This window comes from Lysobacter arseniciresistens ZS79 (genome assembly GCF_000768335.1).
Taxonomy (GTDB): Bacteria; Pseudomonadota; Gammaproteobacteria; order Xanthomonadales; family Xanthomonadaceae; genus Novilysobacter; species Novilysobacter arseniciresistens.
This window is the reverse complement of record NZ_AVPT01000008.1, coordinates 83295-104911: the sequence shown is the minus strand read 5'-3', so window position 1 is coordinate 104911 and position 21617 is coordinate 83295. Positions and strand designations below refer to the sequence as shown.

The following is a 21617-nucleotide window of genomic DNA, read 5'->3' as shown; positions in this document are numbered from 1 at the left end:
CCCCCCCCCCCGGGCTCACCGATTCTGGAATTAGGTCCAGTAAAAGCTCAATCCACTCGGCTGTCCCACCTTTTGCAGATCGGCCAGGGACTCGGCTCAGACAGTGCGGTCGCCACCAACCTCGCTCATCCGCGGGTGTCCCGCCATCTTGTTCATGATAACGATTCTCATTAACATGGCGCCCACCGCGGCATAGCCGCAGACCTTCCATACGGGAACCATGAACGCCACCACCATCAAGACTCTGGCCGCCAGCCCGCTGGCTGCCGCCCTCGCGCTTGCCCTCGTCGCTCCGGCCCACGCCCAGACTTCCGCGGCGGCCAGTAGCCAGCAGGCCACCGAGCTCGACACCGTTGAGGTAATCGGAAAGGTCGATTACGGCTATGTGCAGAAGCATTCGACGTCTGCGACCAAGACCGATACCGATCTGAACGACGTCCCGCAGGCGGTCACCGTGATCACCCAAGACCTCATTCAGGACTTGGGCGTTCAGGGGATGGCCGATGCCGTGCGTTATGTGCCGGGTATCGGCGTCACGCAGGGCGAAGGCAACCGCGACGGCCTGGTCTTTCGTGGCAATAGTTCGACCGCCGACCTGTTCATTGACGGCATGCGCGATGACGTGCAGTATTTCCGCGACACCTACAACATCGACCGCATCGAGGCCTTCAAGGGGCCGAACGCGATGATCTTCGGCCGAGGCAGCCCGGGTGGCCTGCTCAATCGCGTCACCAAGGTTGCAGACTGGGATTCCGGCCGGGAAGTCGGCCTGCAGGTCGGCTCGTGGGACAAGAAGCGCCTGACCGCCGACTTCAACCAGGCGCTCAATGACGTGGCGGCCTTCCGCGTTACTGGCGTCTACGAAGATTCGGAGGGTTTCCGCGATGGCTTCGAGCTGAAGCGCGAGGGCATCAATCCGACCCTATCGTTACGTCCGGGCGAAAATACGCTGATCACGCTCGGCTACGAGTACTTCCACGACGAGCGCACCGCCGACCGTGGCATTCCCAGCTACGCGAACGCGTTCAACGGCACTCGCCATCCGGTCGAGACTGACCGCGAGACATTCTTCGGCGATCCCGCCGGCAGCCCGACCTGGGTGGATGTCAATGCATTCAATGCGCTGGTGGAGCACGACTTCGGCGGCTTGCTGCTGCGCAACCGGACTCGCTATGCGGAGTACGACAAGTTCTATCAGAACGTTTTTCCGGCCAGCGTAAACGGTGCCGCGACGACGGTCAGCCTCTCGGCTTACAACAATCTCACCGAGCGGGAGAACCTGTTCAACCAGACCGACCTGATTTTCTCCGCCACAACGGCGTCGATCGAACACAAGTTCATGGCTGGCGCTGAATTCGGCCGTCAAGTAACCGACAACCTGCGCAGGACGGGCCGGTTCGCGGTGCCGGCCCAGAGCCCATGCTTGGCCGGAAGCACTGCGACCAGTTGCTTGGTGCCGCTCGCCAATCCGACGGTTTCGGTTCCGGTGACGTATACCAATAGCGGCAGCGATGCCAACAACACGGGCGTCACCAAGATTGCCGCGGTGTACGTGCAAGACCAGATTAAGTTCTCGCCGCGGTGGGAGGCGCTGGTTGGCCTGCGTTACGACCGCTTCGACGTCGACTTCCAGGATCTGCGGGCGTCAACCAGTGCGGCCAACCGCTACCTGTCATCGTCCGATGACCTGCTCTCCCCACGGGTCGGCCTCATCTACAAGCCGGCGGAAAACATTTCGCTGTACACCAGCTACGGCATTACATACTTGCCGCGTTCGGGCGAACAGATGGCCTCGCTCACAGCGAGCACCCAGTCGCTGGACCCCGAGGAATACAAGAACTACGAGATTGGCGCGAAGTGGGACATCACGCCGCGCCTAGGTGCAACGGCTGCGCTGTTCCGTCTCGATCGTAGTAACGTCGCAGTGATCGATCCGACCGACCCGACCAATACGCGAATGATCCTGTTCTCCGGAGACAGCCAGCGTACCGAAGGTGTCGAGTTGTCGCTGAGCGGCGAAATCACCCAGGCCTGGCAGATGATCGCCAGCTATACCTATCAGGAAGCCGAGATCACCCAGGACATCCGCACCTCGGCAACCAGCGTGACGCCGAAAGGCACGGAGTTGGCGCAGTCACCCAAGCAGATGGTGGGCTTGTGGAATCGCTATGACTTCTCGCCGAACTGGGGCGTCGGCCTGGGGGCAATTTATCGCGGTGAGTCCTACACCACGACCAGCAACCTCGTGACGCTGAAGAGTTACACCCGCTATGACGGTGCCGTGTACTACAAGGTTAACGATGACATCGATTTCCAGCTGAACGTCGAAAATCTGTTCAACAAGAAATATTTCCCTTCAGCGCATAGCGATACCAATATCACGACCGGTGCACCGCGTGGCTACTTTGTGAGCGCTCGATTCCGATTCTGACCGTCAATGCGGAACGAAAAGAGCCCGCCCGCTGCGGGCTCTTTTTCATTCGCAACTGATGACTGGCCGGCCAATAACTCTTAATGGCCGGAATGGTGTCCATGGTGGATACCAATATGCGAGCCGCTGTGCCGCATGCTACCGCTGCCATGCGGCCCGCTGTGCCAGCCGGTATGCGAAACGTCGCCGTGGCGCCCTCCGTAGTAGTGGCCGTGATATCCACCGTAATAGCCGAGGGTGACGCCGTATCCCGAATACCAGCCGGGAATATAGCCACCGCGGCAACCGTAGCTGTAGCCGTACGGGCTGTAACACATCGCGGACCCGCCGTAGCCATAGGCTGGATAGCCGGAGTAGTAGGTGCCGGAGCCGTATGGCTGATACGAGGCGCATCCTGCGACTACCAGCAAGACTAGCCCGGTAGCGAGAGCCTGAAGTTTCATGACACACCTCCGCGAACGTGACGTTCGCTCGGCACGAACATGCCGACGTCTCATTAAACGCCTAAATCGCGAAAGTGGAGCAGGCATGACCGCCATTTTGAGGCGCTGTTGGCGGACCTTCAGCTTTCCCGCCCGGCGTCAGAATCGCGAATGTATGAGGCGTCGAAAAAGGAACGGCGCCCATGGGCGCCGTTCGGAAATCAATGGCCACACTGGCCGTGATCCAGGCAGTCATGCTCGTGGTGCCGATCATGCTGCCGATGCCGGCGGTTGGAGTAGCCGCGGTTGTAATTGGTTGGGTTTGCGTACCTGTAATAGCTCGAATAGTTCGCGTCGCGGCGGTAGCCGTAGGCATTGCCATACTGCGGATCCGCGTAGTAGCCATTCGATCCGGAATAGCCGGTGCCGTGGTCCATGTCGTGATGCCCATCGTCGGAATAGACGTTCCGGTAATACACAGGGCGTCCGTGATGGTCATATTGCACAACCAGGCGATCCTGATAACCGTAATTTCCATAGCGGTAGTAGGGAGCGCCGCCGCGCATCACCACATCCGCGACATCTACCAGCACCCGGGCCAAGGAATCCTGCGCCTGAGCCTGGCCTAGGCCGCCCAGGCCCAACCCGAGGACAAGTGCCGTAGAGACCCACCAACGGGATACATGTTTCATTGCATTCTCCTCAGCGCCTGCGGCAGTGCAGGACATGAGCGAAAAATGCGCGCGATGCAGTGAATTGGTTTTGAACACGCTCCCGTCCCGCGTTTGCCGTACATCCGCGGTACGAAAAGGAAACGATGGGCAAGTCGAGCGCTGCCAAAAAAGGCCGCCGGGAAATTCCCGGCGGCCTTCCTGGAGGCCCCCCCGCCAGTTTCGCTTTACTTGCCCAGCAGCTCGGTGTGCTCGAAGCCCGGAGCCAGGGTCACGTGGATGCCGGGCTTCGTTTCCTGTGGCGGGTGTAGCGTGCGGGGACTACGGCGTCGGCGCGTACCGCAGCGTCACGAACCACTCCCGTCCCGGCTGGTTGTAGAACGCCACCGTCTCGTAATCGCGGTCGAACACGTTGGCGACGCGGCCCTGCACGGTCAGTGCGTCGGTCAGCGCGTACTCGGCCCGCAGGTCGAGGGTGGCGAAGCCGGGCAGGCGGCGGGTGTTGGCGACGTCGTCGTAGCGGGGGCCCTCGGCGACGGCGGTCAGGCCCAGGCCCAGCCTGCCGAACGCACGGTCCAGCTCGATCCGGGCGCCGTGGCGGGCGCGCCGCGGCAGTTCGAGGTCGGTGTCGAACGTGCGGTTCCCGGTGTCGAGCCAGCTCGCGCTGGCGGCCAGCTGCCAGCCGGCGACGGTGGCGTCGACGCCGAGCTCGGCGCCGCGCATGCGGGCGCGCTCGATGTTGTTGGGCAGGTTGAGCGCGGCGTCGAACGCGATCAGGTCGTCCACCTTGGTGTCGAACGCGTCGAGGCGGATGTCGAAGTCGTCGTTGCCCCAGCCGATGCCGATCTCCACGGTCTGCGATTCCTCCGGCCGCAGGTCGGGGTTGCCGAAGAACGGGTAGTACAGCTCGTTGAAGGTCGGCGCCTTGAACGCGCTGCCCCAGCCGGCGCCGAGCTGCCAGCCACCGCCGAACTCCAGCCCCCACGACACGCTGCCGGTGGTGTGGCCGCCGAACTGCTCGTTGTCGTCGCGGCGCACCGCCGCCTGCAGGGCGTGGGTGCCGGCCGCCGTGGTGGCGAAGCGGCCCTGGTACTGGGCGAACGCGGCGCGGTTGTCGCGCTCGTCGCTGACGTAGACGGTGCTGCCCTCGACGCGGTCGCGCAGCCAGTCGATGCCCGCTGTCAGCAGCTGTCCGTCGGCGATGCCGAAGTCGCCCTGCAGCGCGGCGCTGTCGCGGTCGGTGTCGAAGTAGCCGGTGTAGCTGCCGTCGTTGAACTGGTCGGAGGCGTCGACGTTGCGGCCGGCGGTGAGCTTGAACTGCATTGCGTCGGACGGGCGCCAGCGCACGTTGCCGCCGACCACCTGCTGCACGGTCTCGGAGCGGTTGCCGTAGTCGCCGTCGAAGTCGTTCTCGCCCTCGCTGCGCAGCGCCTGCGCGGAGATCTGCCAGGCGTCGTCGAGGTCGATCCCGGCGCGCAGCGACAGCGCGTCCTGGATGTAGCCGTCGAGGTCGGGCTCGGGCTCGCTGATGAAGCAGCCGCCGGAGAACGGCGTCGGCTCGGCGACGTCGCAGGCGTTGAAGCCCTCCGTGCGCTGGAACGCGTAGTCGGCGCCGAACCATGCGCGGCCCTCGCGCCCGTCGAAACCGACGCCGAAGTCGTGCGCGCCATGGCTGCCGCCGCCGACGTGCATGCGCGGTGCCCAGCCGGCCGCCTCGCGCCGGGTGAAGATCTGGATCACGCCGCCGATCGCCTCGCTGCCGTACAGGCTCGAACGCGGCCCGCGGACGATCTCGACCCGTTCGATCAGCGCCAGCGGAAGGTTCTGCAGCGACACCAGGCCGGAGGTGGGCGAGCCGATGCGGATGCCGTCGACCAGCACCACGATGTGGTCGGACTCGGCGCCGCGCAGGAACAGCGTGGTCAGCTTGCCGGCGCCGCCCTGGTTGGCCAGCGAGATGCCGGCGCGGCCGGCCAGCAGGTCGGGCAGCGAGCGCGCCTGGCTGCGCTCGATCGAGTCGCGGTCGATCACCTCGACCGGCGCCAGCGTGTGGGCGACGGTGGTGGCGGTGCGGGTGGCGGTGACGACGACCTCGTCGAGGTCGGTCGCCTGCGCGGTGGCGTCGGCGCGGGCGGTGGCCGGCAGCGCGACGGCGGGGAGGGCGAGCGCCATGGCGGTGGCGAGCGGGGCGAGGTGAAGGCGCATCGATGTGTCTCCAGGCGCACGGCGGCCGTCCCGGCGTGCCGTGCCGATATCGGGAAGTCGCGTGGAGAGGAGTGCGGGCCGGGACGGCGCGGGCAGGCGCCGTCGTCGTCGCCGCCATGCCCGCCGCATCGCAACCAGTCAGCTCCGCGGCCGGTCTCCGGACTCGCGAGGGTGTCGTCGACACGACCGGGGCGCCTTCCCATGCGGTTGCACAGTGGCGGTGGCCCGGGCCGGACCCGCCTGCGCGGATCCACTCGCTTACCGTTGCGGGGGCAGTGCCGGGCTGGCCGTGGCATGCGCCGCGGCGTCACCGGCTTCCCGTTTCAACCCGTTGGCAGGACGCCGCCGGGTCACCTCGAAGCGGGCGCAGTGTACGCGATTGCGGGCGCCGCGCCGCGGTCAGTCGTCCTGCGGGCGACCGGCGACGGTATCGGGCGCCAGCACGGTGGTGCGCACCGGCCCGGCCGGCGGCTTGTGGCGCGGCGCCGGCAACTCGGCGATCGCCGCCTCGGCGGCGCTGACCAGCTCGCTGCGGCGGGCGTCGGGCACGTCCTGCCAGTGGCAGTCCTGCAGGGCGCCTTCCAGCGCGTACAACAGGTTGAGGGTCGGCTTGAAGCCGGCCCGCTTGATCCGCATGAACGCCTCGACCGGCCCGGCCTCGGCGATCTCCTCGCGCGTGCGCAGGCCGACCTGGCGCAGCCACGCCGCCGACTTCGGGCCGATGTTGCGCAGCTTGGCGGCCTCGCTCATCGCAGCGACTCCAGGTAGACCTGCGCGAGTGCCTCGAAGCCGCGCTGGTCGTCCGCGTCGAAACGTTCGCGCCGCGGGCTGTCGATGTCGAACACGCCGACCAGCGCGTCGTCGAGTACCAGCGGCACCACCACTTCCGAGCGCGACGCCGAGTCGCAGGCGATGTGGCCGGGGAAGGCGTCGACGTCGGCCACCCGCTGGCTCTGGCGGGTCGACGCGGCGGCGCCGCAGACGCCCTTGTCGAGCGGGATCCGCACGCAGGCCGGTTGGCCCTGGAACGGCCCGACCACCAGCTCGCGGCCGTCGAAGAAGTAGAAGCCGACCCAGTTGAGTTCCGGCAGTGCGTGGTAGACCAGCGCGGAGAGGTTGGCGGCGTTGGCGATGCGGTCCGATTCGCCGGCCAACAGGGCGCGGGCCTGCGCGGCGAGTTCGGCGTACTGCTCCGGCTTGCTGCCGGACAGGGCGGTGGCGGTGAACATCGGCCGAGTGTAGCAGCGACGCCGCTGCGACCCACTTGCGTCGGGGTCTACGATGGCGGCATGCAGACATCCCCCGCGCACGTTCCCCCGTACTTCTACGTGACCGGCACCGACACCGGCGTCGGCAAGTCGCTGGTCTCCGCCGCCCTGCTGCATGCCCTGCGCGCGCGCGGCGTCCGCGCGGTCGGGATGAAACCGGTCGCCAGCGGCTGCGAGCGCACGGCCGACGGCTGGCGCAACGAGGACGCGCTGCTGCTGCAGGCCGCCAGCGACCCGCGCCCGGTCTACGGCGACATCAACCCGTATGCGCTGCGCGCGCCGGTGGCGCCGGAGCTGGCCCTGCGCGACGACGGCGTCGAACTGTCGCTGGCAGCGCTGGTGGCGGCCTACGCGCGGCTCGCGGCGCAGGCCGAACGGGTCGTGGTCGAGGGGGTTGGCGGCTGGATGGCACCGCTGTCGGACACGCTCGACCAGCTCGACCTGGTGCGCGCGCTGCGGCTGCCGGTCGTGCTGGTGGTCGGGCTGCGGCTGGGCTGCATCAACCACGCCCGGCTGACCGTGCGTGCGTTGCAGGCCGACGGCGTGCAACTGGCCGGCTGGGTCGCCAACGAGGTCGACCCGGCGATGGCGCGGATCGACGACAACGTCGCCATCCTGCGGGACCGGCTGCCGGCGCCGTGCTGGGGCCGGCTGCCGCACGCGGCGACGCCCGACCCGGCCCTGCTGGCGCGGCACCTCGTGCTGCCGGACTGACGGCCACGGCGCACCCGCCGGCCAGGCAGGTTTTCGCGCCGGCGTAACCGGGCGGCGCTAGCGTTGCGCCAAGGTGACGGTGCCATCGGCGGGGCTGACTTCCGGCATGCGGAGGCGGTGCCGGCCATCCCTAAACTGCCCGGTACACGAAATGGCTGACGAGGCCCCCATGCGCCGCAATCTGCTTTTCACTGGGCTGCTGCTCGCCGGCGCGCTGGCGCTGGGCGGATGCGGTGGCGACCCGGCCGCCGAAGGTGCCGCCGGCGGCGGACCGCCGGGCGGGATGCAACTGCCGGTCGAGGCGGTGACCATCCAGCCGCAGCCGCTGGAAGGCGGCCTGCAGACCGTCGGCAGCCTGCGCGCCGACGAGTCGGTGGTGGTGCGGCCGGAAGTCGGCGGCCGGATCGAGCGCATCCACTTCGAGGAAGGCGGCCGCGTCCGCGCCGGCCAACCGCTGTTCAGCCTCGACGCCAGCCTCGCCCGCGCCAGCCTCAACGAGGCCCAGGCCAACCTCGAGAACAGCCGCCGCGCCAACGCCCGCGCCGCCGAACTCGCCGGCGAGCAGCTGATCGCCCGCTCCGACTACGACCAGACCCGCGCCAACTACGCGGTCGACCAGGCCCGCGTCGCCTCGGCCCGCACCGCGTTGGAGAAGATGACCCTGCGGGCGCCGTTCTCCGGCCAGATCGGCCTGCGCGAGGTCAGCGTCGGCGACTTCGTCAACGTCGGCCAGGACCTCGTGACGCTGGTGCGGATGGACCCGATCGAGGTCGACTTCAGCCTGCCGGAAGGCGCGCTGCCGCAGCTGGATACCGGCCAGAAGATCAGCGTCAGCGTCGACGCGTTTCCCGGCGAGGCCTTCGGCGGGCAGGTGGTCGCGATCGCGCCGGTGATCGACCCCAACAGCCGCAGCGTGCAGTTGCGCGCGCAGATCGCCAACCCGGACTTCCGCCTGCGCCCGGGCCAGTTCGCCCGGCTCACGCTCGACACCAGCACCGGCGGCGAGGCGCTGCTGATCCCCGAGCAGGCGCTGATGCAGGAGGGCGAGACCCGCTTCGTCTTCACCGTCGTCGACGGCAAGGCCGTGCGCACCGAGGTCACCACCGGCCGCCGCGTGCCCGGCAAGGTGCAGGTGGTGGAAGGCCTGCAGGCCGGCGATGTGGTGATCGTCGCCGGCCAGGGCAAGCCGACGATGCAGGACGGCGTGCCGGTGATGGTGCTGCCGCCAGCCGGTGCCGCTGGCGCCGCGCCCGCCGGCGCGCCGGCGGACGCCCCGGCCGATGCGCCCGGCGACGCGCCCGCCACGGACGCCGCGGACGCCGAGTAAGCCGCGCCGCTCCTTCCGCCCGGCGGAGGGGAACCCGCACACGCCGAGAGACGCCCCATGGTCCTGTCCGACATCTCGATCCGCCGCCCCGTCTTCGCCACCGTCATCAACCTGGTGGTGCTGCTGTTGGGCGTCATCGCCTACGACCGCCTCGCGGTCCGGCAGATCCCCAACGTCGACACCCCGGTGGTGACGGTCAACACGTCCTACCCCGGCGCCAGCGCGCAGGTGATGGAGTCGCAGGTCACCCAGCCGATCGAGGACGCGCTGTCGGGTGTCGAAGGCATCGAGTACATGCAGTCGGTCAGCCGCGAGCAGTCCAGCCAGGTGACCATCCGGTTCCGCCTCGACCGCGATCCCGACGGTGCGGCGAGCGACGTGCGCGACCGCGTGGCGCAGGCCCGCCAGCAACTGCCCGACGAGGTCGACGAGCCGATCGTGCAGAAGCAGGAGGCCGACGCCGAGCCGATCATCTTCATGGCGTTCTCGTCCGACCGGCACAGCCAGGTCGAGATCGCCGACTACGCCGAGCGCATGGTCAAGGACCGGATCCAGCAGATCCCCGGCGTCGCCCAGGCGCAGGTGTTCGCGCCGACCTACGCGATGCGCATCTGGATCCAGCCGCAGCGGCTGGCCGGTTTCGGTCTGGTTCCGGCCGACGTCGAACGCGCGCTGCGCAACCAGAACGTCGAGATCCCGGCCGGCCGCGTCGAAGGCACCGACCGCGAGTTCACCGTGCTGCCGGCGACCGACCTGCAGACGCCGGAGGAGTTCGGCGAGGTCATCCTCGGCCAGTCCAACGGCTACCTGGTGCGGCTGCGCGACGTCGCCAAGGTCGAGCTGGGCGCGCAGCAGGAGCGCTTCCGCGCGCGCTACAACGGCGTCAACGCGGTGCCGCTGGGCATCACCAAGCAGGCGGTCGCCAACCCGCTGGAGATCTCGGCCGCGCTGCAGGAGCTGGTGCCGCAGATCCAGCGCACGCTGCCGGAAGGGCTGAAGCTCGACATCGCGTTCGACTCGACGATCTTCATCGAGAAGTCGATCGAGGAGGTCTACAAGACCGTGATCGAGGCGGTGCTGCTGGTCGTCGTGGTGATCTTCCTGTTCCTGCGCAGCTGGCGCGCGACGCTGATCCCGCTGGTGACGATCCCGGTTTCTCTGATCGGCGCGTTCGCGCTGATGCTGGCGTTCGGCTTCACCATCAACACCCTCACCCTGCTGGCGATGGTGCTGGCGATCGGGCTGGTGGTCGACGACGCGATCGTGATGCTGGAGAACATCTACCGGCACATCGAGGAAGGCATGCCGCCGTACCAGGCGGCGCTGCAGGGCAGCAAGGAGATTGGCTTCGCGATCGTCGCGATGACGTTGACGCTGGCCGCGGTGTACGTGCCGCTGGCGTTCTCGACCGGGCGCACCGGCAAGCTGTTCGTCGAGTTCGCGCTGACCCTCGCCGGCGCGGTGCTGGTGTCGGGTTTCACCGCGCTGGCGCTGTCGCCGATGATGTCGTCCAAGCTGCTGCGCCACGAGAAGAAGCACGGCCGCTTCTACGAGATGGGCGAGCGCGTGCTGCGCAAGCTGGACGACGGTTACCGCGCGGTGCTGACGCGCGCGCTGAAGCTGCGCTGGGCCGTGGTCGGCGTCGGCCTCGGCGTGTTCGCGCTGGCAATCGTGCTGTTCGTGACCCTGCCGCGTGAGCTCGCGCCGCAGGAGGACCAGGGCGTCATCATCGGCTTCGGGCAGGCGCCGGAAGGCTCGACCGTCGACTACACCGACCGCTACGCGCGGATGATGGAGCAGGGCTTCGCCAGCGCGCCGTCGGTGGTCAGCTACTTCCAGCTGGTCGGCTTCCCGGCGGTGACCAACACGATCGGCTTTGTGATGCTGGAGGACTGGGACGAGCGCGACGTCTCGGTGGCCGAGGTGCAGGGCGCACTGTTCCCGCAGTTCATGGGCATCCCGGGGATCATGGCGTTCCCGACCCTGCCGCCGCCGCTGGGGCAGGAAGGCTTCGGCCAGCCGGTCAACTTCGTGGTGCAGAGCACCGGCACCTGGGAGGAGCTCGGCGTCGTCGTCCAGAAAATGATGGCGAAGATGGCCGAGAACCCGAACCTGACCAACCCCGACAGCGACCTCAAGCTCAACAAGCCGCAGCTGAGCATCAGCGTCAACCGCGAGAAGGTCGCGGCGGTCGGCAGCGACGTCGCCACCGTCGGCCACACGCTGGAGACGCTGCTGGGCGGGCGCAACGTCACCCGCTTCAAGCGCGGCTCCGAGCAGTACGACGTGGTGGTGCAGGTCGAGGACGCCGACCGCCGCACCCCGGGCGACCTGTCCAACATCTACGTGCGTGGCGGCGACGGGCAGATGGTGCAGCTGTCCAACCTGGTCGACGTGACCGAGACGGTCGCGGCCAAGGAGCTCAACCACTTCAACAAGATGCGATCGGCGACGATCAGCGCCGGCCTCGCGCCGGGCTACCCGATGGGCGAGGCGCTGGATTGGATGGAGGCCGCGCTGGCCGAGGTCGCGCCGGAGGCGACCTACGACCTGTCCGGGCAGAGCCGCGAGTTCCGCGAGTCGTCCAGCGATTTCGCGATGATCTTCGGGCTCGCGGTGGTGTTCATCTTCCTGGTGCTGGCGGCGCAGTTCGAGAGCTGGGTCGACCCGCTGGTGATCCTGCTGGCGGTGCCGCTGGCGGCGTTCGGTGCGTTCCTCGCGCTCAAGTTGAGCGGAGGCAGCTGGAACATCTACTCGCAGATCGGCCTGGTGACGCTGGTCGGCCTGATCGCCAAGCACGGCATCCTGATCGTGGAGTTCTCCAACCAGCTGCAGGAGCAGGGGCGGGCGAAGTTCGAGGCGGTGGTGGACGCCGCGGCGCTGCGCCTTCGGCCGATCCTGATGACCACCGGCGCGATGGTGCTCGGCTCGCTGCCGCTGGCGATCGCGTCGGGTGCCGGCGCCGAGGCGCGCAACCAGATCGGCTGGGTGATCGTAGGTGGCATGGGCATCGGCACCTTCTTCACCCTGTTCGTGGTGCCGGTGATGTACCTGCTGATCGGCCGCAACCACCAGAAGGCCGCGGCCGCGCAGGCGCGGCGCGAAGCCGGCCACGCGGGAGCGGAGTCCGCCGGCTGAGATCGCAGGCAACAAAAAACCCGGCAGCGCCTGCTGCCGGGTTTCGTGTTCCTGCCGAAGCCGGAGAGAGAGACGGACTTACTTGACCGGGCGCGCCTTGCTGCCCTTGGTCGCGCTGTCGACGTAGGCCTCGGCCTTCTCGGCGGCGGCGCGGGTGGCCTGCTCGACGTTGGCCTGGGTGGTGCGGGCGGCGGACTCGAACTGGGCGCGGGCGACCTCGGCGATGCGCTCGTTGGTCTTGACCGTGCGGCCGAGCACTTCCTGGCCGGCGGCGACGCCGCGCTCGATGTTCTCGCGGGCGACCTGTGCGGCCTTCGGCAGCAGGTCCTTCAGGCCCTCGGCGTCACGCACCTGGGTGGCTTCGCCGAGGAAGGCGAAGGTGGCGTTGGCGCGGTCCTCGATCGCGGCCAGCTGCAGGCCGAACACGGCACCGGCGTTGTCGAGGGCGAGGCGGTTGACCTGTGCCGCGGTTTCCGCGAACTGGCGCGTCGCGGCGGCGAACTGTTCGTTGAACTGCTGGTACATGGCGGGCTCCTGCTGCGCCGGCAAAGGGTTTGCCGGTTTGTGCGGTGCAGCATAGCGCGGCCATTGTTGCGATGCAACATGCCCGGATGGAGCGTTCAGGCTTGCGACTGGTCGCCCCGGTAGCGGCAGCCGGAGGTGCAGGTTTCGTGCACCACCACTTCGGCCAGCAGCGGCAACGCGGGCTTCAGCCGCTCCCAGATCCACACCGCGAGGCGCTCGCTGGTCGGGTTCTCCAGCCCCTCGATGTCGTTGAGGTAGTGGTGGTCGAGGCGGTCGTACAGCGGCTGGAACGCGCGCTTGACGTCGGCGAAGTCCATCACCCAGCCGGTGTCTGCGCCGATGTCGCCGCGCAGGTGGATCTCGACCCGGAAGGAGTGCCCGTGCAGGCGCGCGCACTTGTGGCCCTCGGGGACGTTGGGCAGGCGGTGCGCGGCTTCCAGGGTGAAGGTCTTGAAGATGTCCATCGGCGCATTCTATCGCCGCCGGGCCTTGTGCTGCGGGGCTTGTGGGGGCCGTTGCGGCGCCGGTCCGGGGGCCGCCGCGGGTTCGTCCGGAGCGCCCGACGTGGCACGATACCGGGATGGAAACCAACGTTGTCGACCTGGTCCAGCTGCGCCGCGGCTGCGCGCAGTGCTCGCTGCAGCAGTTGTGCCTGCCGGCCGGCATCGGCCAGGACGACCTGAAGCAACTGGACGAGATCGTCCGCCGCAAGCGGCCGGTCGCGGCCGGGGAGCGGCTGTTCCGCCCCGGCGACACGATGGCTTCCGTGTACGTCGCGCGCGACGGTGCCTTCAAGACCGTCAGCACCAGCGAGGACGGCGAGGAACAGGTGATCGGTTTCCACCTGCCCGGCGAGCTGATCGGGCTGGACGGGCTCGGCCACGGCCGGCACCGGGTCGAGGCGGTCGCGCTGGGCACGGCCAACGTCTGCGAGTTGCCGTTCGAGCAGCTGGCGGCGATCGCCAGCCGGTTGCCGAGCCTGCAGCAGCAACTGCTGCGGGTGATCGGCCAGGGCGTCGAACGCGACCAGGATCACTTGAGCATGCTGGTGCGGCGGCAGGCCAACGAGCGCATCGCGCTGTTCCTGCACGGGCTGGGCGAGCGGCTGCGCAACATCGGCGAGTCCGGCAGCCGGTTCCGCCTGCCGATGAGCCGCGAGGACATCGCGCGCTTCCTCGGCCTCGCGCTTGAGACGGTCAGCCGGGGGTTCTCGCGCCTGCAGGACGACGGGGTGATCGCGGTGGCCGGGCGGCGGGTCGAGATCCTCGACGCGGCCGAGCTGGCCCGGTTGGCCCACGGCGTCGAGGCGGGCCCACCGGCGCCGCGGCGCGCGCGCTCCTGACGGTCACACCGTCCGCGGCAGGCAGCCCAGTGCGGTCAGCCAGCCGTGCACCGCCGGCACCTGCATCAGCCACGGCGAGGCGATCGTCAGCACGCCGGCGACCAGCACCAGCGCCGCGGCCGCGTGGCGCCAGCCGCGACGCTGCAGGCGCTGGCCGAGCCGCGCGCCGGACCACGTCAACGGCAGCATCAGCGGCAGCGTGCCGAGGCCGAACGCGGCCATCGTCAGCGCGCCGTTGCGGGCGTCGGCCTGCAGCCAGGCGGCGGCCAGCAGGGTGGTGCTGAGCCCGCAGGGCATCCAGCCCCACAGCATGCCCAGCCCGATCCGCCGCGCGGGCGTGTCGGCTGGCAGCAGCCGCCGCTGCAGCGGTTGCAGCCAGCGCCACAGCCCGGCGCCCGGGCGCGGCAGGAAGCGCAGCCGGCCGCGGGTGTCGAGCAGCCGCAGGGCGACGACCACCAGCACCACCCCGACCGCCGCGCGCAGGCCCATCGCCAGCCAGTCGAGCCGGGCGATGTCGAGGATGCCGTGGCCGAGCCCGCCGGCGATCGCGCCGGCCAGGGTGTAGCCGAGCACCCGCCCGGCGTTGGGCTCCAGCGCCGCGATCCAGCCGCTGCGCCCGCCCGCGGCGGAGAAGCCGGTGGCGATGCCGCCGCACATCGCCGCGCAGTGGGCGCCGCCGAGCACGCCGCTGAGCAGCGCCGCGCCGAGGGTCAGCCAGTCGATCGGCATGGCTCAGTCCCTGCCGGCGGTCGGGGCATCGCGACCGCCCGCGTCGGCGGGCGGCGCGGAATCCGCGGCGTCGCCGTCGACCGGTGTGGCCGCGGCGTCGCGTTGCAGCCGCTGCGCGCGCTCGTGCGGATCCTCGCGCAGGATGTCGATCGCCGGCGTGTCGAGGTCCTCGAACTGGCCGCGGCGCACCGCCCACACGAACGCCCAGACCGCGGCGGCGAGCAGCAGCAGGCTCAGCGGGATCATCAGCAGCAGGATGTTCACCGGCCGGCCTGTTCGATGTCGGGAACGCGGGCCAGGCGCAGCGCGTTGGCGGTGACCACCAGCGACGACACGGCCATGCCGAGCGCGGCGATCCACGGCGTCACCAGCCCGGCGGCGGCCAGCGGCAGCGCCAGCAGGTTGTAGCCGGCGGCCCAGCCGAGGTTCTGCCGGATCACCCGACGGGTGCGGCGGGCGATCGCGACCGCCTGTGGCACCCGCGACAGCGAGTGGCCGGTCAGCACCAGGTCCGCCGCGCGCTGGGCCAGCGCGGCGCCGTCGGCGACCGCCAGCGAGACGTCGGCGCCGGCCAGCACCGGCGCGTCGTTGAGGCCGTCTCCGACCATCGCCACCACCCGGCCGTCGGCCTGCAACCCGCGCGCGAACGCCAGCTTGTCCTCCGGGCTCTGCCGTGCGTGCGCCCGGTCGATGCCGAGCGCGTCGGCGAAGCGTTGCACCGGGCCGGCCGCGTCGCCGCTGGACAGGTGCACCGCAAGGCCGGCGTCGCGCAGCGCCGCCACCGCGCCGCGCGCGTCGGGGCGCTCGGACTCGCGCAGGGTGAAGCGGGCGATCGCGCGGCTGCCGTCGCCGAGCCACAGCCGGCCGTCGTCGCCGGTGCTGGCGGCGAAGCCCGGGCGGCCCAGCCGCCAGCGCTCGTCGTCGACGGTGCCGACCACGCCCTGTCCCGGCACCGCCCTCAGTCCGGTCGCCAGCGGCGCGTTGGCGATGTCGCCGAACGCGCGCGCGATCGGGTGGCCGCTGTCGCGCTCCAGCGCCGCGGCGATGCGCAGCACCTGCTCCTCGCTATAGCCGCCGAAGGCCTCGACGCCGGCCAGCACCGGCCGGCCGTCGCTGAGCGTGCCGGTCTTGTCGAACACCACGTCGGTGGCCTGGGCGAGGCGGTCGAGGGCGTTGTCGCGCACCGCCAGCACGCCGATCCGCGCCAGCGCGCCGTGGGCGGCGGCCAGCGCCGCCGGCACCGCCAGCGACAGCGCGCAGGGGCAACTGATGATCAGCAGCGCGAGGGTGACCTCGAACGCGCGCGCCGGGTCGTGGATGCGCCAGCCGATGAACACCGCGAGGGTCGCCAGCATCAGGCCGGCGACGAAGCGGTGGGCGATGCGGTCGGCCGCCAGTGCCAGCGCCGGGCGCTGAGACTGCGCGCGCTCGACCAGCCGGGTCAGCTGCGACAGCCGCGTGCCGCTGCCGGTGCCGGTCACCCGCAGGCGCGCGGGCTGCTCGCGGCAGACCGTACCGGCATACACCGCGGCGCCGGCGTCCTTGGCCACCGGGTGCGGCTCACCGGTGAGCAGCGCCTCCTCGAACCGCGCCGGCGCCAGCAGCTCGCCGTCGGCCGGCACCACCTCGCCGACCGCCACGCAGGCGATGTCGCCAACCGCCAGCGCCGCCAGCGGCACCGACTCGCGGCCGCCACCGGCAAGCTCACGCGTGGCGAACGCCGGCCGCGCCCGCGCCAGTGCGTCGACCTGCGCGCCGGCGATGCTGCGCGCGCGCTTTTCCAGCATCCGCGCGGCCAGCAGCAGGAACACGAACATCACCGCGGCGTCGTACCAGACGTGCTCGCCGCCGCGGACGGTTTCGAACACGCTCGCGCCCCACGCCAGCAGGGTCGAGCCGGCGATCAACAGGTCCATTCCGAGCCGGCGCTGGCGCAGTTCGCGCAGTGCGCCCTCGATGAACGGCCAGCCGGCGTAGAACACCACGGGGGTCGAGACGAGGAAGGTGATCCAGCGGAAGAAGTCGCGGGTCGGCAGCGACATCGTGTTGCCGAAGTCGAGGTACAGCGCCTCGGCCAGCATCATCGCCTGCATCGAGCCGAGCCCGGCGATGCCGATGCGGATCAGGTCGCGGTTGCGCTCGCGGCGGTGCTCGGCCTCGCGCGCCTGGCCGCCGGCGAGGTAGGGCCGGTAGCCGAGCGTGACCAGTTGCCGCAGTACGCCCGACAGCGCGGTGGTGGCCGGGTCCCAGGCCAGCCGGATGCGGCCGGTGACGGCGTTGGCGCTGGCCTCCAGCACGCCGGGCTGGCGCGCCAGCGCGCGGTCGATCAGCCACGCGCAGGCGGCGCAGCGCATGCCGTCGGTCAGCAGGGTGATCTCGCGGCCGCCGTCGATGTCGTGGGCGTGCTCGGCCAACAGCTCGTCGCGGTCCCATACGGCCAGGTCGACCGGCTCGGTGCCGACCCGCGCGGCGCGCTCGCTGCGCAGGCGGTAGTAGTCACCGAGGTCGGCGCCGTCGATCCACTGCGCGGCCGCGGCGCAGCCCTCGCAGCAGAACGCGCGCGGGCGGCCTTCGAACACCGCCCGGGCCGGGTTGGCCGGCAGCGCCTCGCCGCAGTGGTGGCAGGCACCGTCCGCCATTGCCGGCAGCCGGCCTTCGACGGCCGTCATCGCATGGGACAGCGTCGCCACCGCATCACCTACGGCGCCTGCAGCGCCGGGCGCACGCTCGCGGCCTGCTGGCCGGCCGGCAGCCGGCCCTGCAGCCGCCACTGGCCATCGATGTCGCCCAGTCGCAGGTTCCAGTCATGGCTGCCGTCGAGTTCGGCCTCGGCGCGCCAGCCGGTGTCGGTCGGCGCCAGTTCAAGCGCGCGGTCGTGCTCGCCGAGGGTCGGGTGCAGCAGCTCCAGCCGCAACGGCGCGGCGCGGTCGAAGTCGCCGCCGACCGGCAACGCCTCGACGAAGCCCTGTTCGGCATCGACCCGCACGATCGCGCTGAGCTTGCGCCCGGCCGCCACCGCGTCGGGGCCGAGATCAGCGGTCTGCACCTGGGCGGTGCGCCGGACCGGGTCGGGCATGGCGTCGGTGCTGCCGTCGCCGCTGGCGATCACCAGCAGCGCGATGCTGCCGGCGACCGCTGCCGCGACCAGCGCGATCACCAGCCACACCACCGGCTGTCGCCACGGCGAGGACGCCGGTTCGCGCGGTGGTTCGGAGGGCGACTGGGGCGTGTTGGGGGCGTGGCTCATCACATCGGTCCGAAGAAGGTGCTGTCGGCGGTCTCGCGGATGGTGCCGTCGGCCGACTCGACCACGAACCGCACCTCGTGGCGGCCGCTCACGTCGGCCTGCGCGGTCAGCTCCACCGGGATCGACAGCACCGCGCCGGCATCGGCCTCGACGGTGCGGGTGCCGCCGCGCAGTGAGATCGCCGGTCCGGCCTCCACCGCCACCGTATACACCTGCGGGGTCTGCGATTTGTTCACCAGCTTGATCGTGTAGCCGTTGTCGACACCGTCGCCGACCATCCGGTACAGCGCGTTGCGGTCGCGCAGCACGTCGACGATCAGCGGGCTGCGCGCGGCGATGCCCCAGGTCCAGCCGGCCACCAGCAGCGCGAGCAGCGCGGCGTAGATGAACACCCGTGGCCGCAGCACCCGGCTCGGCTTGCCGTCGATCGCGTTCTGGGTGGAGTAGCGGATCAGCCCGTGCGGGTAACCCATCTTCTCCATCACGTCGTCGCAGGCGTCGATGCAGGCGCCGCAGGCGATGCACTCGTACTGCAGGCCGTTGCGGATGTCGATGCCGACCGGGCAGACCTGCACGCACATGGTGCAGTCGATGCAGTCACCCAGCTCGTCGGGTGCGAACTTCGGCAGCGGTGCGGCCTCGGCGCCGACGTCGCCGAGCGCGATCGTGCCGGCCGCCTGCAGCCGGTTCTGCGCGGCGCTGGGGTGCTTGCTGGCGCGGAACACGTAGTCGTAGGCGGTACGGACGTCGAGCAGGCCGCGCGCGCGTTCCAGCACGCTGCCCAGGCCACGCTTGCGCGGGCCGCGCGGCTCCCCGCGCATCGGGTCGTAGGCGATGATCAGGGTGTTGCGGTCGAACATCGCGCTCTGGAAGCGCGCATACGGGCACATGTACTTGCACACCTGCTCGCGCAGGAAGCCGGCGTTGCCCCAGGTCGCCAACGCGTAGAACAGCACCCAGAAGGTCTCCCAGCCGTTCCAATCGAACGGCCACAGCCGCGCGCCCAGCCCGGTGATCGGGGTGAAGAAGCCGACGAAGGTGAAGCCGGTCCACAGCGCGAACACCAGCCACAGGATGTGCTTGGACCCCTTGCGCAGGACCTTCTCGCGGTTCCACGGGCCGGCGTCGAGCTTGATCCGCTTGGCGCGGTCGCCCTCGGTCCAGCGCTCCATCCACAGGAACACCTCCGTCCACACGGTCTGCGGGCAGGCGTAGCCGCACCACAGTCGCCCGGCCAGCGCGGTCACGAAGAACAGCAGCAGCGCCAGGATGATCAGCAGCACCGCCAGCAGGCTGAAGTCCTGCGGCCAGAAGGTCAGCCCGAACACGTGGAACTTGCGCGCCGGCAGGTCGAACAGCACCGCCTGGCGGCCGTCCCACTGCAGCCATGGGAACAGGTAGTACATGCCGAGCAGCCAGAACACGGCGGCCTTGCGCAGCCGGTCGAAGCGGCCGGACACGTCGCGGGGGTAGACCTTGCGTTCGCTGACATACAGCGAATCGCCGCCAGACGATTCCAGCAGGTCGATGTCGATCTTCTTGCTCACCGCGGGGGGATTACTCCAGTGGCAACGATTTGTTGAAGCGGCTCGCCGGGCGCAACAGCAGCCAGGTGAACAGGCTGGCCGACGCGGTCGCCAGCCAGAACATGAAAAAACCGATGGTGTAGCCCATCGACCGGGTGATCTCGACACCCGGGAAGGTCAGGTCGCGCAGCGCCAGCGGGTCGACGAAGGCGAAGAACACCATCGTCGAGACCCCCGCGGCGAAAAAACTCGGCCACAGGATCGCCCCCAGCCGCTGCGCCATCGGCCGCGGCGGATGGTCGAACGGCGTGGGCGCCTGGACGCTCAACGGGCCGACCCCGACCCGCTGGCGGCCGCACCGGCGGCGGCCGGGGCGGGGGGGGTGGACAGCGACCAGACATATGCCGCCACCAGCCGCGCACGGGTCTCACCGAGCAGCTCGCGGTGGGCCGGCATCACGCCATGGCGGCCCTGGGCGATGGTCTGGCGCAGGCTTTCCTTGCTGCTGCCGTACATCCAGTAGTCGTCGGTCAGGTCGGGCGCGCCCATCGCCTGGTTGCCCTTGCCCTCGACGCCGTGGCAGGCGACGCAGACGCCGTCGTACAGCGTCTTGCCGCGCGCGGCCATGTAGTCGTTCTCGAGCGTCTGGCCCGGCTGGCCGAGCGCGCGGACGTAGGCGATCACGTAGTCGATCGCATGCTCGCCGCCCATGCCGGTCAGCACCGTGCCCCACTCGGGCATGATCCCGTCGCGGCCGTCGAGCACGGTCTGCAGGACCTGCTCGGGCTCGCCGCCCCAGTGCCAGATGTCGTCGGTCAGGTCCGGGTAGCCGATCGCGCCCTGCGCCGAGGATCCGTGGCAGGTCGCGCAGGTGTTGGCGAAGATCGAGCGGCCCAGCTGCACCGCGGTCTCGTCCGCTGCCAGCAGCGGCAGCGGCGCGTTGCGGTACGGCGCGAAGGTCTCTTCCAGCCGGGCGTCGGCAGCGGCCTTCTGCAGCGCGTGCTCGTCCGCCGAGCTCCAGCCGCTGGTGCCGGGGATGGTGCCCAGCCCGCCGTACCAGACGGTGTAGCCGATGCCGAACGCGATCGCGAGGTAGAAGCCGTTGATCCACCAGCGCGGCATCGGCTTGTTGTACTCGGTGATGTCCTCGTCCCAGTAATGGCTGGTCTCCTCGGGTTTCGGGTCGCCCGGGCGACGCTTGGCGGTCCACCACAGCAGCCACGCCACGCCGAAGATGTTGAGCGCCGCCAGCGCGGCGACGAACCAGTTCCAGCCCATGCTCATGCGCGCGACTCCCGGTCACCCTGTGCCTGCGGCGGCGCGTCATCGTCCAGCGCCAGCCGTGCGGTCGCGTCGAAGGACTGCTTGTGGCGCGGCTGCCAGGCCCAGGCCCAGACGGCCACGAACAGCAGCGTCAGCACGATCGTGATGATTCCCGACAACATGGTTCAGCCCCCGCGCGGTGCGTTCTTGCCGAGTGCCTGCAGGTAGGCGACCACGGCATCGAGTTCGGTCTTGCCGGCGACGTCGCCGGCGGCGCTGGCGATCTCCTCGTCGGAGTACGGGTCGCCCAGGCGCTGCAGCGCGCGCATGCTGGTGGTGACCTGCGCGGCGTCGACCGGGGTCGTTTCCAGCCACGGGAAGGCCGGCATGTTCGACTCCGGTACCACCGCGCGCGGGTCGACCAGGTGGACCCGGTGCCAGTCGTCCGAATAACGGCCGCCGACGCGCGCCAGGTCGGGTCCGGTGCGCTTGGAGCCCCACTGGAACGGCCGGTCGTAGACCGACTCGCCGGCCAGCGAGTAGTGGCCGTAGCGCTCGGTCTCGAAGCGCAGGGTGCGGACCATCTGCGAGTGGCAGTTGTAGCAGCCCTCGCGCACGTAGATGTCACGCCCGGCCAGTTCCAGCGCCGGGTAGGGCTTGACCCCCGGCAGCGGCTTGATCGCCTCGGCCTGGTACATCAGCGGGACGATCTCGGCCAGCCCGCCCAGCGACACCGCGACGGCCACCAGCACCGCCATCAGGCCGATGTTCTTCTCGATCTTTTCGTGTCCAAACGCCATCTGTCGTTC

At 69.9% G+C, this 21617-nt stretch carries 21 protein-coding genes and 1 riboswitch; of the genes, 5 read left to right on the top strand and 16 right to left on the bottom strand.

Features of this window, described 5'->3' with window-relative positions; genetic code table 11:
• Positions 1-220 precede the first annotated feature (220 nt).
• Positions 221-2431, top strand: a complete 2211-nt coding sequence (locus N799_RS06350; protein WP_036209510.1) for a TonB-dependent receptor — start codon at positions 221-223, stop codon at positions 2429-2431.
• Positions 2432-2511: 80 nt separating this feature from the next.
• Here N799_RS06350 and N799_RS15250 read toward each other — a convergent pair whose 3' ends face one another.
• From N799_RS15250 to N799_RS06325, 5 genes are all read right to left on the bottom strand, one after another.
• The gene (locus tag N799_RS15250) at positions 2512-2874 is read right to left on the bottom strand and encodes a hypothetical protein (RefSeq protein WP_152597842.1); all 363 of its coding nucleotides are present in this window, start codon (positions 2872-2874) and stop codon (positions 2512-2514) included.
• Between the two features lie 200 nt (positions 2875-3074).
• Positions 3075-3545 (bottom strand): hypothetical protein, encoded by a 471-nt coding sequence (locus N799_RS15245; protein ID WP_152597841.1) that lies wholly within the window; start codon positions 3543-3545, stop codon positions 3075-3077.
• 300 nt (positions 3546-3845) lie between these two features.
• Positions 3846-5729, bottom strand: coding sequence for a TonB-dependent vitamin B12 receptor (gene btuB / locus N799_RS06335; RefSeq protein ID WP_036209505.1), 1884 nt, complete (start codon positions 5727-5729; stop codon positions 3846-3848).
• Between the two features lie 131 nt (positions 5730-5860).
• A riboswitch (cobalamin riboswitch) is annotated at positions 5861-6102 on the bottom strand.
• 26 nt (positions 6103-6128) lie between these two features.
• Positions 6129-6479: a TfoX/Sxy family protein gene (locus N799_RS06330; RefSeq protein WP_052101296.1), complete on the bottom strand. Its 351-nt coding sequence runs from the start codon at positions 6477-6479 to the stop codon at positions 6129-6131.
• On the bottom strand, positions 6476-6958 hold the full coding sequence (locus tag N799_RS06325; protein WP_036209503.1) for a GAF domain-containing protein: 483 nt from the start codon (positions 6956-6958) through the stop codon (positions 6476-6478). The genes N799_RS06330 and N799_RS06325 overlap by 4 nt, the downstream gene beginning before the upstream one ends.
• A 60-nt stretch (positions 6959-7018) precedes the next feature.
• On the opposite strand from N799_RS06325, the gene bioD reads away from it, so the two are divergent.
• The 3 genes from bioD (at position 7019) to N799_RS06310 (ending at position 12176) form a co-directional block, all read left to right on the top strand.
• Positions 7019-7711, top strand: coding sequence for a dethiobiotin synthase (bioD, locus tag N799_RS06320; protein WP_036209501.1), 693 nt, complete (start codon positions 7019-7021; stop codon positions 7709-7711).
• Positions 7712-7880: 169 nt separating this feature from the next.
• A complete protein-coding gene (locus N799_RS06315; protein ID WP_052101295.1) occupies positions 7881-9038 on the top strand; it encodes an efflux RND transporter periplasmic adaptor subunit in 1158 nt (385 codons plus the stop codon).
• A 57-nt stretch (positions 9039-9095) separates the two neighbouring features.
• Positions 9096-12176 (top strand): efflux RND transporter permease subunit, encoded by a 3081-nt coding sequence (locus N799_RS06310; protein ID WP_036209498.1) that lies wholly within the window; start codon positions 9096-9098, stop codon positions 12174-12176.
• A 78-nt stretch (positions 12177-12254) separates the two neighbouring features.
• Here N799_RS06310 and N799_RS06305 read toward each other — a convergent pair whose 3' ends face one another.
• A complete protein-coding gene (locus tag N799_RS06305) occupies positions 12255-12701 on the bottom strand; it encodes a phasin family protein (RefSeq protein ID WP_081974746.1) in 447 nt (148 codons plus the stop codon).
• Positions 12702-12796: 95 nt separating this feature from the next.
• The gene (gene queD / locus N799_RS06300) at positions 12797-13165 is read right to left on the bottom strand and encodes a 6-carboxytetrahydropterin synthase QueD (protein ID WP_036209496.1); all 369 of its coding nucleotides are present in this window, start codon (positions 13163-13165) and stop codon (positions 12797-12799) included.
• A 116-nt stretch (positions 13166-13281) separates the two neighbouring features.
• Here queD and fnr point away from each other — a divergent pair, with 116 nt between their 5' ends.
• Positions 13282-14043: a fumarate/nitrate reduction transcriptional regulator Fnr gene (gene fnr, locus N799_RS06295; protein ID WP_036209493.1), complete on the top strand. Its 762-nt coding sequence runs from the start codon at positions 13282-13284 to the stop codon at positions 14041-14043.
• A 3-nt stretch (positions 14044-14046) separates the two neighbouring features.
• Here the strand turns inward: fnr and N799_RS06290 are convergent, their stop codons facing one another.
• The 9 genes from N799_RS06290 to ccoO are packed head-to-tail and all read right to left on the bottom strand — an operon-like array spanning position 14047 to position 21608.
• A complete protein-coding gene (locus N799_RS06290) occupies positions 14047-14772 on the bottom strand; it encodes a sulfite exporter TauE/SafE family protein (protein WP_036209491.1) in 726 nt (241 codons plus the stop codon).
• Positions 14773-14775: 3 nt separating this feature from the next.
• Positions 14776-15036, bottom strand: a complete 261-nt coding sequence (ccoS, locus tag N799_RS16070; protein WP_081974742.1) for a cbb3-type cytochrome oxidase assembly protein CcoS — start codon at positions 15034-15036, stop codon at positions 14776-14778.
• A complete protein-coding gene (locus tag N799_RS06280) occupies positions 15033-17441 on the bottom strand; it encodes a heavy metal translocating P-type ATPase (RefSeq protein WP_036209488.1) in 2409 nt (802 codons plus the stop codon). The genes ccoS and N799_RS06280 overlap by 4 nt, the downstream gene beginning before the upstream one ends.
• A 29-nt stretch (positions 17442-17470) precedes the next feature.
• On the bottom strand, positions 17471-18019 hold the full coding sequence (locus N799_RS06275) for a FixH family protein (RefSeq protein WP_052101294.1): 549 nt from the start codon (positions 18017-18019) through the stop codon (positions 17471-17473).
• Complete coding sequence (locus N799_RS06270; RefSeq protein ID WP_036209485.1) at positions 18019-19566, bottom strand: 4Fe-4S dicluster domain-containing protein; 1548 nt, start codon at positions 19564-19566, stop codon at positions 18019-18021. The genes N799_RS06275 and N799_RS06270 overlap by 1 nt, the downstream gene beginning before the upstream one ends.
• Before the next feature lie 10 nt (positions 19567-19576).
• Entirely contained in the window at positions 19577-19828 is a 252-nt protein-coding gene (locus N799_RS06265) for a hypothetical protein (RefSeq protein WP_052101293.1), read from the bottom strand.
• 41 nt (positions 19829-19869) lie between these two features.
• The gene (gene ccoP, locus N799_RS06260) at positions 19870-20829 is read right to left on the bottom strand and encodes a cytochrome-c oxidase, cbb3-type subunit III (protein ID WP_036209479.1); all 960 of its coding nucleotides are present in this window, start codon (positions 20827-20829) and stop codon (positions 19870-19872) included.
• Positions 20826-20990, bottom strand: a complete 165-nt coding sequence (locus N799_RS14660; protein WP_081974740.1) for a cbb3-type cytochrome oxidase subunit 3 — start codon at positions 20988-20990, stop codon at positions 20826-20828. The genes ccoP and N799_RS14660 overlap by 4 nt, the downstream gene beginning before the upstream one ends.
• Positions 20991-20993: 3 nt before the next feature.
• Positions 20994-21608 (bottom strand): cytochrome-c oxidase, cbb3-type subunit II, encoded by a 615-nt coding sequence (gene ccoO, locus N799_RS06255; protein ID WP_036209476.1) that lies wholly within the window; start codon positions 21606-21608, stop codon positions 20994-20996.
• Between the last annotated feature and the right edge of the window lie 9 nt (positions 21609-21617).

Excerpts from the sequence above, each read along its gene's own strand:
- N799_RS06350 (WP_036209510.1), top strand. The coding sequence starts at position 221 with ATGAACGCCACCACCATCAAGACTCTGGCCGCCAGCCCGCTGGCTGCC.
- N799_RS06280 (WP_036209488.1), bottom strand. The coding sequence starts at position 17,441 with ATGACGGCCGTCGAAGGCCGGCTGCCGGCAATGGCGGACGGTGCCTGC.
- ccoO (WP_036209476.1), bottom strand. The coding sequence starts at position 21,608 with ATGGCGTTTGGACACGAAAAGATCGAGAAGAACATCGGCCTGATGGCG.
- N799_RS06265 (WP_052101293.1), bottom strand. The coding sequence starts at position 19,828 with ATGGCGCAGCGGCTGGGGGCGATCCTGTGGCCGAGTTTTTTCGCCGCG.
- N799_RS06315 (WP_052101295.1), top strand. The coding sequence starts at position 7,881 with ATGCGCCGCAATCTGCTTTTCACTGGGCTGCTGCTCGCCGGCGCGCTG.
- ccoP (WP_036209479.1), bottom strand. The coding sequence starts at position 20,829 with ATGAGCATGGGCTGGAACTGGTTCGTCGCCGCGCTGGCGGCGCTCAAC.
- N799_RS06275 (WP_052101294.1), bottom strand. The coding sequence starts at position 18,019 with ATGAGCCACGCCCCCAACACGCCCCAGTCGCCCTCCGAACCACCGCGC.
- N799_RS14660 (WP_081974740.1), bottom strand. The coding sequence starts at position 20,990 with ATGTTGTCGGGAATCATCACGATCGTGCTGACGCTGCTGTTCGTGGCC.
- N799_RS15245 (WP_152597841.1), bottom strand. The coding sequence starts at position 3,545 with ATGAAACATGTATCCCGTTGGTGGGTCTCTACGGCACTTGTCCTCGGG.
- N799_RS06310 (WP_036209498.1), top strand. The coding sequence starts at position 9,096 with ATGGTCCTGTCCGACATCTCGATCCGCCGCCCCGTCTTCGCCACCGTC.
- N799_RS06325 (WP_036209503.1), bottom strand. The coding sequence starts at position 6,958 with ATGTTCACCGCCACCGCCCTGTCCGGCAGCAAGCCGGAGCAGTACGCC.
- N799_RS15250 (WP_152597842.1), bottom strand. The coding sequence starts at position 2,874 with ATGAAACTTCAGGCTCTCGCTACCGGGCTAGTCTTGCTGGTAGTCGCA.
- btuB (WP_036209505.1), bottom strand. The coding sequence starts at position 5,729 with ATGCGCCTTCACCTCGCCCCGCTCGCCACCGCCATGGCGCTCGCCCTC.
- N799_RS06330 (WP_052101296.1), bottom strand. The coding sequence starts at position 6,479 with ATGAGCGAGGCCGCCAAGCTGCGCAACATCGGCCCGAAGTCGGCGGCG.
- queD (WP_036209496.1), bottom strand. The coding sequence starts at position 13,165 with ATGGACATCTTCAAGACCTTCACCCTGGAAGCCGCGCACCGCCTGCCC.
- N799_RS06290 (WP_036209491.1), bottom strand. The coding sequence starts at position 14,772 with ATGCCGATCGACTGGCTGACCCTCGGCGCGGCGCTGCTCAGCGGCGTG.
- bioD (WP_036209501.1), top strand. The coding sequence starts at position 7,019 with ATGCAGACATCCCCCGCGCACGTTCCCCCGTACTTCTACGTGACCGGC.
- fnr (WP_036209493.1), top strand. The coding sequence starts at position 13,282 with ATGGAAACCAACGTTGTCGACCTGGTCCAGCTGCGCCGCGGCTGCGCG.
- N799_RS06305 (WP_081974746.1), bottom strand. The coding sequence starts at position 12,701 with ATGTACCAGCAGTTCAACGAACAGTTCGCCGCCGCGACGCGCCAGTTC.